At 42.2% G+C, this 13,486-nt stretch carries 8 protein-coding genes; 2 read left to right on the forward strand and 6 right to left on the reverse strand.

The genetic code is table 11. The features are described 5' to 3' along the window. Window positions 1–23 precede the first annotated feature (23 nt). Together JWR61_RS05080 and JWR61_RS05085 are read left to right on the forward strand one after the other, a co-directional pair. Window positions 24–1,742, forward strand: coding sequence for a hypothetical protein (locus tag JWR61_RS05080; RefSeq protein WP_301926755.1), 1,719 nt, complete (start codon window positions 24–26; stop codon window positions 1,740–1,742). A 66-nt stretch (window positions 1,743–1,808) separates the two neighbouring features. Then, window positions 1,809–2,648, forward strand: coding sequence for an alpha/beta fold hydrolase (locus JWR61_RS05085; RefSeq protein WP_301926756.1), 840 nt, complete (start codon window positions 1,809–1,811; stop codon window positions 2,646–2,648). A 38-nt stretch (window positions 2,649–2,686) separates the two neighbouring features. Here the strand turns inward: JWR61_RS05085 and JWR61_RS05090 are convergent, their stop codons facing one another. The 6 genes from JWR61_RS05090 to JWR61_RS05115 all read right to left on the reverse strand — a co-directional run bounded on the left by JWR61_RS05090 (window position 2,687) and on the right by JWR61_RS05115 (window position 13,360). Continuing rightward, on the reverse strand, window positions 2,687–3,160 hold the full coding sequence (locus JWR61_RS05090; protein ID WP_301926757.1) for a DinB family protein: 474 nt from the start codon (window positions 3,158–3,160) through the stop codon (window positions 2,687–2,689). A gap of 223 nt (window positions 3,161–3,383) precedes the next feature. After that, window positions 3,384–5,060, reverse strand: coding sequence for a SusD/RagB family nutrient-binding outer membrane lipoprotein (locus tag JWR61_RS05095; RefSeq protein WP_301926758.1), 1,677 nt, complete (start codon window positions 5,058–5,060; stop codon window positions 3,384–3,386). Between the two features lie 26 nt (window positions 5,061–5,086). Continuing rightward, window positions 5,087–8,458, reverse strand: a complete 3,372-nt coding sequence (locus tag JWR61_RS05100) for a SusC/RagA family TonB-linked outer membrane protein (protein ID WP_301926759.1) — start codon at window positions 8,456–8,458, stop codon at window positions 5,087–5,089. 316 nt (window positions 8,459–8,774) lie between these two features. Next, window positions 8,775–9,830, reverse strand: coding sequence for an aldose epimerase family protein (locus JWR61_RS05105; RefSeq protein WP_301926760.1), 1,056 nt, complete (start codon window positions 9,828–9,830; stop codon window positions 8,775–8,777). Window positions 9,831–9,843: 13 nt separating this feature from the next. Next, window positions 9,844–11,184, reverse strand: a complete 1,341-nt coding sequence (locus tag JWR61_RS05110) for a sugar porter family MFS transporter (RefSeq protein ID WP_301926761.1) — start codon at window positions 11,182–11,184, stop codon at window positions 9,844–9,846. Further along, window positions 11,165–13,360, reverse strand: coding sequence for a tetratricopeptide repeat protein (locus tag JWR61_RS05115; RefSeq protein WP_301926762.1), 2,196 nt, complete (start codon window positions 13,358–13,360; stop codon window positions 11,165–11,167). The genes JWR61_RS05110 and JWR61_RS05115 overlap by 20 nt, the downstream gene beginning before the upstream one ends. Between the last annotated feature and the right edge of the window lie 126 nt (window positions 13,361–13,486).

Genomic DNA, 13,486 nt, shown 5'->3' on the forward strand with positions numbered 1-13,486 from the left:
TCTTCGTTTTTAAACTCAGTACAATGCGTTTATTTATTTTATTCATTGTTTGCATGGCGGCGTTGCCGCCTGCAGCACAAGCCCAGAAAAAAGTAGACCGCCAGTATTTTATAAACCTGCTGAATGCGGGCCAGTATGATAAAGTATTTGACTCCTGCACCAGGTTGCGAAAAGAAGTGTATGGCAAAAATGCGGTGGTGGATTATTTTATTGCCAAGAGTCTTTGCCTGGACGGATACAAAGACAAATCGGCTTATTGCTTTAACTGCATCATTAAAAACTTTAAATTATCCGGCGCAAAAAAAAGTTTTATACAGGAAGAAATAAATACCTGTACAGCACCTGCGGCAGAAGAAGCCGCAACGGTTGCAGCCTCGCCCGATTTTAGTTACATCAACAACGTATCTCTGCCAGAAGCCAGTGTTGGTGGAAAGATGGGTAAAGTGTATGACTGTTTTACACAAAACCAAACCATGAACTTAAGCAATATGGTGTCAACAACTGAACTTGAATCGCGGCTGTTTGCAATTAATAAAAAACCAGCAGCCATTAAAAAAATAAAAAGCATTACAGATGAGCGCTATAAAATTGATACCGGTGGCAGGTATGTCTTTGTAACGCTGAAAAAGTACCCGCTGGATAGCGTTAGCTACGCGGCCAGTCAGCTGGAAAAAGCCTATCGCTTTTTTGTAAGCTACTATGGGCTGCGGGCGCCTGATCAGTTGCTAACGGTATATATGCTGCGTGATCAAAATGCATTACGGCAAACTGCCAAACTGGTACACGGCATCATATTACCTGATCCCAATATTGGCTATTCCAACCTGTCTGACCTGAGCCTGCTTGGCATCGGCGATGCCAAACATCTCGGCACAATGTACCATGAGTTATTTCATTTGGTAGTACGCACCGACCTGGGTGATATTCCCGCATTCCTGGATGAAGGGATAGCTAGTCTGTACTCCGTAAGCAAATGGAAGAACGATACCCTATTGGGCGACTACCGGCCATGGCGGCTGGAAGAATTACAGGAAGCAAAACATGCTACTGATAAACAACTGCAAATTCCGCCGATGGATAAACTGATCAATTACAGCTGGGATGAATTTGATGGCGTGGAAACAAAAAATGTTTGCCAGGTGGCCGTCAACTACGCACTCTCCAATTTTATTATGATTTACCTGCAGGAAAAAAAGATGTTGCAGCAAATGGTAACCGCTTTCAAAAACCGGCCGTTTGTACCAGATGACCCTGCGAATGTAAAAACTAACCTGCAAATTTTTGAGTCGGTAGTGAAAGATTCCATCGAAAATTTCACTGCCCATTTTGACGACTGGTTTTCGAAATTGTACAATTTCAGCCTGTATAAGAAAAGCGCAGCTTCGGTCATTAACCCGGTAAGCATGGAGCAGCAAATCGACAACGCCTGGGCCTTATTTTATGAAACACAGGAGAAGGCATCCCGGTATATTGCAGCAGATAGTTTTAAGAGATTAGAAACAGAGCTGAGGACGATAGAGCAGGATTATCGTGCAGTTGGTGCACAAAGCAGCGCAATGAATGCAATGGCTAATTCAGCAGCCAATAATCCACCTGTGAATGAGCAGTCGAATGTGGTACAGCAAAGCGTGCCTGTTAATGACAGAACAGCGAAAAGAAATGCAGTACAACAAAGGCTGGAAGCCTATGACAAGAAATTACGCAAACTGCTTTTTGACCATATGCCTAAGACGGCAAATTGACTGGGCAAAGCTCAATGCTTTAATTTGTACAGGTTTTTTATTTAGCCGGCAATTAATAATACCTTCATGAAAATTCATTACATGCGATTCCTGTTTTTTATTGGCTGTTGTTTAGCAATACAATTTGCAGCCGCACAAACCGATTCTCTGGAATTACAATTTCCAACAGGTTCCGGTTATCTTACCTCATTTGACGGCACTAAAATTTATTATGAAGTGCGGGGCAATGGTAAGCCTGTTTTGTTATTGCACGGTTTTATTGTAAATGGCACTTCCTGGAAAAGGGCTGCACTGTATACCGGTTTGCTGAAAGCAGGCTATAAGGTAATTGTACCCGATATGCGTGGAAATGGTAAATCAGGTAAGCCGCACGATTCTACTGCGTATGATAATGACGCCGAGGCGAAAGACATAATGCAACTGATGGGATTGCTGAAGATTAATAAATATGGCGTGGTAGGTTACTCAAGAGGTTCGATTATAACTGCCCGCCTGCTGGTGCTGGATAAAAACGTACAGGCGGCAGTAATGGGTGGTATGGGAACCGACTTCACCAATCCGCTATGGCCAAGACGAATTATGTTTTACCAGGCGTTAATGGGGGATTCCATCCCGGAATTAAAAGCAATGGTAGGCTATGTACAACAGCAAAAACTGGATCAGCTGGCGTTAGCGTATCTGCAACGTTCACAACCATCTACACCGAAAGAGGTATTACATAAAGTAAAACAACCCGTACTGGTGATCAGCGGCAGCGAAGATGCAGACAATGGTTCAGCTGGCGAACTGGCAAAACTGCTGCCCAACAGTACACTGGCAACCGTACCTGGCGATCATAACCATGCGTCGGCTACCAGCGAATTTTCAAAAGAAGTGATACAATTTTTACAACAACACCGTTATTAGCAGGCATTTTATTTAAATTGGGACTTAGATAAAATGTCTCAACCGATCTTCCTGTATTTTGTGCCGATATAATCTACAAAATCCGGCTCCAGTCCCTGCTGCCGGATGAAGGTTTGAATTTGTGCCCGGTGATGAATAGAATGGTAATTTAATTGCAACGCTATATCCAGTGGCGTTGCAGCCCAGCGGCCCCCATCAAAACCAACAAACTCAACTTCTGTAGCTAATGCTGTCTCTGTCTTTTCAGCAATATAATCCACCCAAAGCTGCAGACTTTTGCTCCATTGTTCTTCCAGCTCAGTTATATTGTACACCGGCTCCCACCATGACATAGCGGGTGCCTTTGCATCCTGCATTATCCTGGCCATCCATTTATATTGCGAATTGATCAGGTGGCTAAAGAGTTTTATACTTTCGTCTTTATCGGTCAGCTCCATTATTTTCGCAAGTAGCTTTTTGTTGGTTACATCATTGTAACTAAAAGTGTCCAGTAAATATTCTTTCATCTGCATAAACAACAATCAAATTAAAGTGAGTGAATTTTTCATCAGCAGCACCCGGCGGTATTGCTATTTTTACAAATAAAATTAAATATAAATTGGCGGAACCGACCTGCTTATTATAAGTCAGGTATATGCAAAAAAGAAGCAGACTTTCGTCTGCTCTTTTCTTTTTGTATAACCAAAACCAATTGCACTTTTATTGAAGGAAAAAGCCAACCTGTAATGAAAAAATTTATTGTCCCTGTCCAAATTCAGGAGCCGGCTTGTCGTACCATACCCGCTCATTCGACAAGGTTAATACATCAATTACATTGGGTGTAAATCCTTGTGCTGTATATGCTGCGCTCCAATTAACACGGTTTACTTCTCCCGGATCATTGATCCAGAAACGGCGGGGGATTTTTTCTCCAAATGGCTCCCTTGGATAATAAGCAGAACCTGTTTTTGGATAGCCTGTTCTGCGGTCAAATACATAGGCTTCATTTGGCTGACGAATCAGGTTAAGATGCTGTTGTATATAAATCCGCTCCAGGTCATTTGTTCCGTTTAAAACAATATTGGGGTTATTTTGATAAGCCGCAATTTCTGTTGCACCGCTACCGGAGTAAGCCGTTGTAGAGCCTGCTGTAATGGCAATGGCATTCATCGTTTTGATGGATGCTTCAATGCCTTTATTGTACCAGGCCGCAGCATCGCCGGAGATATAGCCTTTCTTGATAAACTCTGCTATCATCAGGCAAGACTCTCCCGCACTTGCAAGTAATTCGGTAAAAGTGCCGGAAGTACTTCCATCCCAGCGGGGTGCATAAAAGCGGCGGTTAATGGTGGAGATCAGGAAATATTTATTCAGACCACCTGCATCAAAACCGTTGCTGCCGAAATATGCTTTTTGTGGTGTATTGGTCGTCCAGTCAATCGGGCCACCCTGGAACTGTATCAGGGGATCATTAATGTTGATAAAAGAAGGGAGTGTTTTACCATACTTGGTCAAGGTATCTTTAAAAGAACCCACCAGGCTGTTGGGATTAAAATACACCCCTATTCTTGGGTCATTTACCTTCTTCATAAAATCAACAATGGCAATACCGCCATACTTAATATCACGGTAATTGATGGCGCCGCCGGCTGCATCATAATTAACGTTTACATAAGTAAGGTTATCCTCCACGCTTTGTATCGGGCCAATTGCATTGGCCATTACTTCAGCTGCAATGGCGGCTGTTTTTGTTTTATCCTGGTTCTCGTAACGGGCTGCAATGCGCAGCTTTAATGTATTGGCCAGTTTTATCCATTTGTTCCAGTCGCCTTTATAATATACATCTGACGTACCGAAAGTTTTTGTTGTTGCCGTGCTGGGCTCAGACAATGTTGTAATGGCTGTGTTTAGCTGACTTAAAAAAGTTGCAAACAAGGTCTCCTGTGTATCAAATACGGGATTAAACACGCCTTCGTAGCGGCCTTTGATTGCTTCGGAATAAGGAATAGAACCATTTAAATCTGTCACTTTTATGCCCTGCATTACCTGCAGTATATAAGTGGTAGCGCCCATTTTTGCATAGTCTGCCGAATCTGCTTTTAAACTGATCTGCCTTCTTATTTCAAATAAATTAGGCAATACCTGTGAGTAAAAAACATTGTACCTGCTGTTGGCGTTGGAAGTTATTTCGTACGGGCTGGAAGTAAAATGCTGCGTAAAACGGAACAGCTGTTCAAAGCTTTCCCAAACCCATTCTGTACCATTCACCGCCAGCTGATCTTCCGCATAAGTAAAGAGAAATTTAGGATCGGGCGTTGTTACATTTGACGGGTTGGTATTAATCGTTCCAAAATCTTTTGTACAACCGGCACACAGCAGCAATACGCCCACCGTTGCCGCCAAAAGGTTGAATCTTAATTTATAATTTTTCATATAATTATTTTAAATTTTCCTTTTAATTAAAAGTTGGCCCTTAGTGAGAAAACCAGGTTTCTTGTCATTGGAAGAAACCCGTTTTCGCCGGAGTAGGCGGTATTGTTTGAGTTATTGGAAGCCGGGTTGAAGTTATACGGCAGTGTATTGTACAGGTACAACAAATCTCTGCCGGCAAGGCTCATGCTCATGCCTTTTAACCTTAATTTTTTAAACACTTTTTCTGTAAAAGCATAACTCAAAGCAACCTGGCGAAGCGATATCCAGGAACTTTTAACTACCCAGTAATCAGACACGCCGGTAGAAGCAGAACCATACCGGTAGCCAAACTGAGGCAAATGGGTAGGCTCTACAAAACCTTTGTTGTAAGCTTCTTCAAAGGTCATTCCACCTACATCCACACTGCTGCCGTCAGCTTGTGTAATGGTTTGTCCTTTATCAAATACGCCTTTAACAATAATGCCATCGTCGTAAGTAATGCCATCGTATTTGCTGGTCCAGGTAATGCCACCGTGCGCAGCATCACGTCCAAATAACGTGTTGGGGAAAACACCGGTATGTGTACCAAACCTGTAACTGGCCAGTACAAAGTCGCCGCCTATTTTTGCATCCAGCAATACATTTAAAGTAAAGTTTTTATAGCGGAAGGTATTGTCCCAACCAGTGCGGAATTTAGCATTGATATCACCTACATCCTGCCAGTAATTACTTCTTTGAGGAAAGGCTGCACGTGCATCACCTCTCCATCTTAAAATAGGCTGACCGGGTACAGAAGATGGGATGGAATTGATCTGAGATCTTAATGTGCCGTATGATTTTCCTACCACTGCCCAGGTACTTATTTCTGCAATGTCTGCACCAAGATTGTATTCACTTCTTCCAGGATACAGAGACACAATCAGGTTGCGGTTTCTTGAATAATTCAACGTAGTAGTCCAGGAGAAATTTTTAGTACTTACAGGCGTTGCATCAATTGCAATTTCAATACCCTTGTTTTGAATATTACCAGCATTGATCAGGATAGAACTTACTCCAGTTTCAACCGGGGCAGTTATATCCAGGATTTGATTTTTGGTGTTATCCTGGTAAAAACTAACATCCAGACCGATACGGCTTTTCAGGAAGCGAAGATCCACACCAATCTCTTTAGAGATCTTTCTAACAGGAAGTATATTTGGTTGCAATACCCTGCTGGAAGAGTAGGTAGAAGTGGGTACTGTTACACCGTTGGAATTGCTGAAGCCATTTAAAGCAAAACCGCCATTCAGTGAAAAAGGATCTGTATCACCACCCAATGCCGCTACGTTGGCTCTTAATTTACCAAAAGAAAACCAGTCTGGTAATTTAAAAGTTTCTGTAAATATCCATGAAGCACTTACTGCCGGATATTTATAAAAATTGTTGCCTGTACCATCTGAATAAGTCAATGCAGAAGACCAGTCACCCCTGAATGTACCCTGCAAAAAGAGCTGATTTTTATAAGCGATATCAGCACTGGCGTATACAGAGTTTAGTCTTCTCCTGTTAAGAATACCACCGTTAACAGTAGGTGGATTTACAGAATTCGTGATAAAGAAATTACCGGGGTAATTTAAACCGCCGCTTGTTGTGGCGGTGGAATACGTTGTTTTATAATCCTGCGATTCGGCACCGATATAACCTGAAATAGAGAGGTCTTTATTGAACTCTTTATTCATCATCAGCATCGCTTTTAAAAATTTGGATTCCTTGGTATTAAAGCCCTGCGAATAAGAACCTCCTGCAAAATTGGGCAATTCTCCCAGTTCTTTATTTTCTGATTTGCGGTAGATGTTATTGATATTTCCTTCCAGTACCAGCTTTGCCCAACTAGTTACATCGGCTGTTAGAGCGATCCTGCTGCGCAACATTTGTTCGTTCTGAAAATAATTATCGTTGTATAAATTAAACCAGAATCTTGACTCAGGCGCTTTGTTTGGCTCCGCATTGTTGGTAGGGTCGGGAGTGCCACCCAGTATGCTGGTATATTTATCAGGCTGCATCCAGTATTTGGTATCGTAGTTTCTTGGAAGCACCCAGGTATACATGTGGCCTATATTGTAAGAACCGAAGGCGTCAAGACCGCCTAAGCGGGGCGGGTTTTTTCCGGCAAAATCGGTATAGGCTGTGCTGATATCAATGTTTAACCGGTTGGTAATTTTATGCGTTACCCTTAAATCAAACGAGTTCTTTTTTAAAGTGTTATTCAGGTAAATACCGCGGGCGTCATTGTAATTATAAGAGAAGCGAAACGTGGAGCGATCGGTTGCAGCATCCAGTGCTACATTGGTATTGGTACCACCACCGTTCTGATATGCATCCAGATAGTTATTGGGATGTGGGAGGTATTTGGTCATGGTGCCATCATAGTTTCTTACGTCCTGGCCCAGCATTCTCGGACCCCAGTTTTCGCCTTCTCTTTGAATCTGGCGATCGATATAAGGTTGATTGGTAGCTGGATCAATCGGAAATATTTTGGTGGTCCAGTTTTGATCAGCGGTATAATTAGGATCCCTGTTATCGGTAAAAAAAGCACCTACACTACCGCCCCCAAATTCATTCTGAAAATCCGGCCCTTTGTATGGCTGAGACAGGTTGAGGGTTTGATTAACACTTACACCAATACCTTTACGCTGACTTCCTTTTTTTGTAGTGATCAGTACCACACCATTGATGGCTCTTGTTCCATACAAAGCTGCAGCAGCAGAACCTTTCAGTACGGATACGGTTTCAAAATCTTCCATGTTCAGGTTCTTCAGATCGTTACCAAAGTCACGGCCTTCACCAGCGAAAATATCATTGTCCATGATAACGCCATCTATAACAAATATGGGTTGGTTATTTTTTCCCAGGGTTGAGTTACCGCGGATGATGATTTTTGTATTTCCAAACAAGCCACCTGCACCCTGGTCGATCTGCACACCGGCCACACGGCCCTGCAAGGCGTTGATGGGATTGACTTCATTTGTCTTAGCCAGTTCAGATCCTTTGATGTTAGTTACAGAGTAACCCAGTTCCCGTTTTTGTTTGGTAATACCGAGGGCGGTAACGACCACTTCATTGAGGTCGCCGGTGGCAATGTCAAGCGTTACGTTCAGCTGGCTGGCATTTTGCGTATTCAGTTCTTTAGTGGCAAAGCCCTGCGAACTGATTACCAGTGTTGCATTTGGCTTGTCTACGCTGATGGAATAATGTCCGTTTTCATCGGTTACTACCGACTGGCGGGTGCCTTTTACATTTACCGTTGCAGCTGGAACGGCGGCTCCCTTGCTGTCTTTAACATCACCTGTTACTGTTCGTTTTACCTGGGCAAACAAAGTAAGGTTGCCAAATGCAAGGGTAAACAAGAATAGTAACAACCATTTTTGATTTTTCGTCATAGCAATTGTTTTAATTTTTAAAGAAATTCACAAGCTTAAAGAGAACAGTTAGTTAGAGGGCACGAGGGATAACAATTAGTTAACATTAGTACAAAGGAAAAGCTAATATGGTTCGTCACAAATGGAGTAAATCTTCATTTTAATGGATTATTTTACGATAATGATGGGTGGCTGGTAATGCAAAGGTTTGCGTAAAAACAGTCCCGCTGCAACACAAATATTATTGTAAGAAAAGTGATTGTTTAATGTTTAATTTGTCTATAAGGGATGAATAGTTACTGGCAATTATGAAAATGGTAAAAGAAAAAATTATATTTTAGATGACGGTAAACCGGTAGGTGGTTGTTGTATTATACACCTCGCCTGGAGAAAGTGCTGCACTGGGAAAATTGGAATGATTCGGTGCATCCGGAAAGTTTTGCGTTTCCAAAGCGATGGCGCCGTGTTGCAGATAGGGCACGCCCTGGACACCTGTGATGGAACCATCCCACCAGTTAGCTGTGTAAACCTGTATGCCCGGCTGATTTGTCAACACCTGTAACAACCTGCCCGAAACAGGCTCCTGTAATTCCGCAACTAATGAAATTGCCCCTGTTGAATTCTGCAACACAAAGTTGTGATCATAGCCTTTGTCGGTAATCAATTCATTTATATTTTGCCCGATTCTTTTGTACTCCCGGAAATCGAGCGGCGTATTTTCAACCGGTGCTATTTCTCCGGAAGGAACATTGTGCTCATTCTTTTTTGTATAATTCTTCGCGTTGATTTTAAGCAGGTGTTCATCAACAGTGGCATCGCTAAAGCCTGATAAATTAAAGTAAGAATGATTGGTTAAATTAATAATCGTCGGCTGATCGCAGGTTGCTTCGTATTGTAAAATCAATTCGTTGTTGGCATTCAGCGAGTAAGTTATTGTAACTTCCAATTTTCCCGGATAACCTTCCTCCATGTCAGCACTTGTATAGCTAAATGCAACGCCGGCGGCGTCTTCATCGCTGATTACATTTTTAACACGCCATACTTTTTTATCAAATCCTGCAATGCCACCATGTAAATGATTGGGGCCGTTGTTTACAGGTAACTGGTATTCCAGATTGTTGAGTGTAAATTTTCCAAACGCAATTCTGTTGGCGAACCGGCCGACAACACAACCAAAATAAGGATGTGAATTAAGGTAATCTGCCGGCCTGGCGAATCCACTTACAATATTTTTTTTATGGCCATTTTTATCCGGCGCAAGAACACTCATAATGGTACAACCGTAATTTGTAAAAGTTACTTCTACTGAATCATTGCTTACCACAAATGATAATACTTCCTCTCCGTTAATACGGTTTTCAGCTGGTGTACAGGTGATGGTTGGTTTAGCCATTGTTCGGTTATGTTCAGTGAAAATTCATTGTTGTTTCCAGCTCTTCCAGTGTTTGTCCCTTGGTTTCTTTTACTTTAAACAGCACAAATAAAAATCCCAGTAAACAAACAGCTGCATAAAAATAGAATGTGGCATCTTTAAATTTTTCAAATAAAACCGGGAAAGAAAATACGAGTATAAAATAAGCTGCCCACAAACACATTACTGCTACTGAAGTTGCTTTGCCCCGTACTTTGTTGGGAAATATTTCGGAGATCAATACCCAGGTAACAGGTGCCAATGACATGGCATACACGCCAATAGCAGCGAGCAAATAATAAGACACAACAGGAGATGCAGCTGCCAGTAATTGTACAATAATTAAATAGAGCACCGCCAGCCCGCCAAAGCCAATCAGCATCAATGGCTTCCGTCCTATTTTATCAACCAGTAACATGGCGGCAATGGTAAAACATAAATTTACACCTCCTATAAAAACAGTCTGCAATAACTGGTCATCCTGCGAAGCGCCGATACTTTCAAAAATTTTGGGTGCATAATTAAACACGGTATTAATACCCGACAGTTGCTGAAAAACGGCCAGCCCGATGCCAATCAATATAGCCGGAAATATTGCCTTTGAAAACAATTCCCTGTAGGTTGTTTTTTGCGTGTTATCGTGCAATGTGTTTTCTATTTCAATCATCGATTGGTTTGCAAATGCTGTTCCTCCAAACCTGTTCAATATGTTGAGCGCCGCTTCTTTTTTGCCCACCTTTATCAGCCATCGCGGACTTTCAGGTAGACCCAGGCTTCCCAAAAAAAACAGGGCAGATGGGATAACGCCCAGTCCAAACATCCATCTCCACGCATCATCGCCGTGACTTGCAAAAGAATAATTAACGAGGTTGGTAATTAAAATTCCGATTACAATCGTCAGCTGGTTCAATGCTACCATGCGGCCTCTTAAATGAGCCGGCGCCACTTCTGAAATATACATGGGTGATAACATGGATGCCATCCCCACACCAATACCAGCAGCAAACCTGGAGGCGATAAAAATATTGCGTGATGCAGCAAAGGCCATTGCCAGAGAGGATACGGCAAAGATGGCAGCGGCTACCAGCAATCCTTTTCTTCGACCTTTTTTCTCTGCAACTTCAGCGGCAATTAAACAACCAACAATAGCACCTAAGGCAAGGCTGCCCGTTGCGAAACCTTCCCAGTAGGCATCCAGGTTAAACTGCTTTTGGAGAAAAGGCAGGGCGCCTGAAATTACGGCAAAATCAAACCCAAAAAGATAACCGCCCAGGGCCGAAATAAAGGATATCCGCAGTATGTAAGTGTTGTTAAATTTAACCGGCAAGTTTTGCATCGTATAGTTTTGAGATCATTTTTTTGTGAATCAATGCGCCCTGGTGACTTTTATTAAGTGCCAATACTTCATTAAAATAGTTAGCGGCCGCTTCAGTATTTTCTTTTCCCAAACCCAGGCTGCCTAACCCCGCCAGGTAAAGGCAATGTATTTTATTCAGCAGGTTTAAATCTGCGTCAAAAACAAGCAAGTCGGGCAGCGACACGGCAAAGTAATCAATGTTGATTTCATCCTGCATATGCAGTTTGCCAAAGTTGATCAACCGGTTAAATATATCATTGGCCTTATCATGTTCACCCAGTTTAAGCCAGGCCAGCCCCTGGTAAAAAATTTTATCCGGCTGCGGATCATTGTAAAAAATGGCTTGCACCGGTTCACTGATTCCCCGGGTTGCTTTCTTAAAAAAGTGAAGGGCCGGTTCCTTTTTATCCAGGCAATCATATACTACTCCTTTCCAGTAGTCGATATCATTTTCCTGCGTACCGGGCAATTTTCCTTCTCCTAAATTAATTGGATACTGTTCAAGCGAATTCAATAATTCCAGCGCATCATTATACCTTCCTGCTGATATAGCAATTTTAGTGAGCTCCAGGTGACAACACAAATATTGGCTGATGACTTTACCTTCACCACCTTCCCAGGGATGAAATTTAAAACCAGCGATTAATTCTTTCGCTTTCTCATGCTGACCAAGCTGGTTGTAAATGGTAATTCGTTCCAGGTAAAGGTCTTCCCTGCTGCAAACCAGCGGCAAATATTTTTCAAGCAAAGTCAATCTTTCTTCTAAAGGTTTGTTTAGAGCCTTGTACAACTGGTCCAGTTCCATCAACACACGGGCATCCCTTCTATCCAGGCTAAAAGCCAGTTCCATAGCGGCCAGCGCCTTGTCTTTATCGCTTTCCTTATTAAAATAAGCGAGTGAAAGATTGCGGTGTACCGTAGGGAAAGTGTTTTGGATAAGCGCAGATTTTTCCCAGCAAGCAATGGCATCCCCGTACTGGCGTTTATCGTACCAGTAATTGCCCAGGTAATACAACGCATTGGCATCTGCTGGATTGATTGCGACTGCAGCTTGCAAAACAGTTAGATCTTCTACGCGGTTTGGAAATACAAACGCAGGGTTTGATTCAGCACCTGTTTTAAAATAATCATGCGCTTTGTTTTGATTGCCCGATTGCAAGGCAAACCATCCGAGGTAGTAATACACCAGGGTATATTTATCCTGTGTGGAATTACAATACAGCAGCAACAACGCAGCCGCTTCATCAAACAATCCTGCATGCGCATAGTCAAAAGCGTATTCTATATAGTTATGTACCCAGCCATGGGTCTGTTCGTGTATTAATGCCTTCGTCCTCCCCGCTTCAGTTTCATTATTGTTATTTTTTTGTAACAACATTTTTTCAAACAGGCAACCGATATTAAACGGATCTATCGTCAGCGACTCATCAATCAATTTTAGTGCTTCTTCATTACGGTTAAGTTTTCTTAAAATAAAAACAACTGCATGCCGTACAGAATGGCTGTGGTAATTTTTTACAAGTGACTGCCTGATATAACCTAGCGCATCTGCATATTTATGCTGAATGACTGCAATCCTTGCAAGATTGAAATAGCCCGCATGCTGCCAGGCATCGTTCCAAACGCTTTTATAAAATGCATCAAATGCATCTGCCCAATTTTGCTGCATTTGCAAACAGCAGCCTAAATTATAATACACTTCCCCATCATACGGATTGGGATTTCTTTCTGTCAATGTTGCCACCGCAGCCCTTAAATAGCTCTCGGCAGTTTTGCTTTTTCCCCTTCTTAAATACCAAAGGCCCATGGCGTTATTGCACCTGGCATCCCTGGCATCTCTGCGCAACGCTTCGGTATAATAATTTCTTGCATCAAAAGTGGCATGGCGATATTGTTCAATGTGCAGGCCTGTTAAAAAAAGTTGTTCATTGTTATCAATTTCCGCTGGCTTCTTTGCGGCCATTGCAGGAGCAGGAATAGCCGGTATCGCAGTTTTTGCTTTTTGATAACTGATCAGTTCCTCTCCGGAAATGCTATCCGTAACAATTACTTTGATGTCTTCTGCTGCTCCTTTAAAATAAAGTCGTGTTGTATAAATTTGTTCGGGCGAACAGATAATAGTTTCTGAAAAAAACGTATCCTCATCATTTTGCAATTAAATTCTAAGTTGTTCATAGTGGATGGTTACATACAATTTCACCTCAAGCTGCTTGCAGTTAAACGTAAGATTGATTGCTGCATTTTTGCTTGCATTTTTTACTTCGCCCACTTAGCTGTAAGG

The sequence above is a fragment of the Ferruginibacter sp. genome (genome assembly GCF_028288465.1).
GTDB lineage: Bacteria > Bacteroidota > Bacteroidia > Chitinophagales > Chitinophagaceae > Ferruginibacter.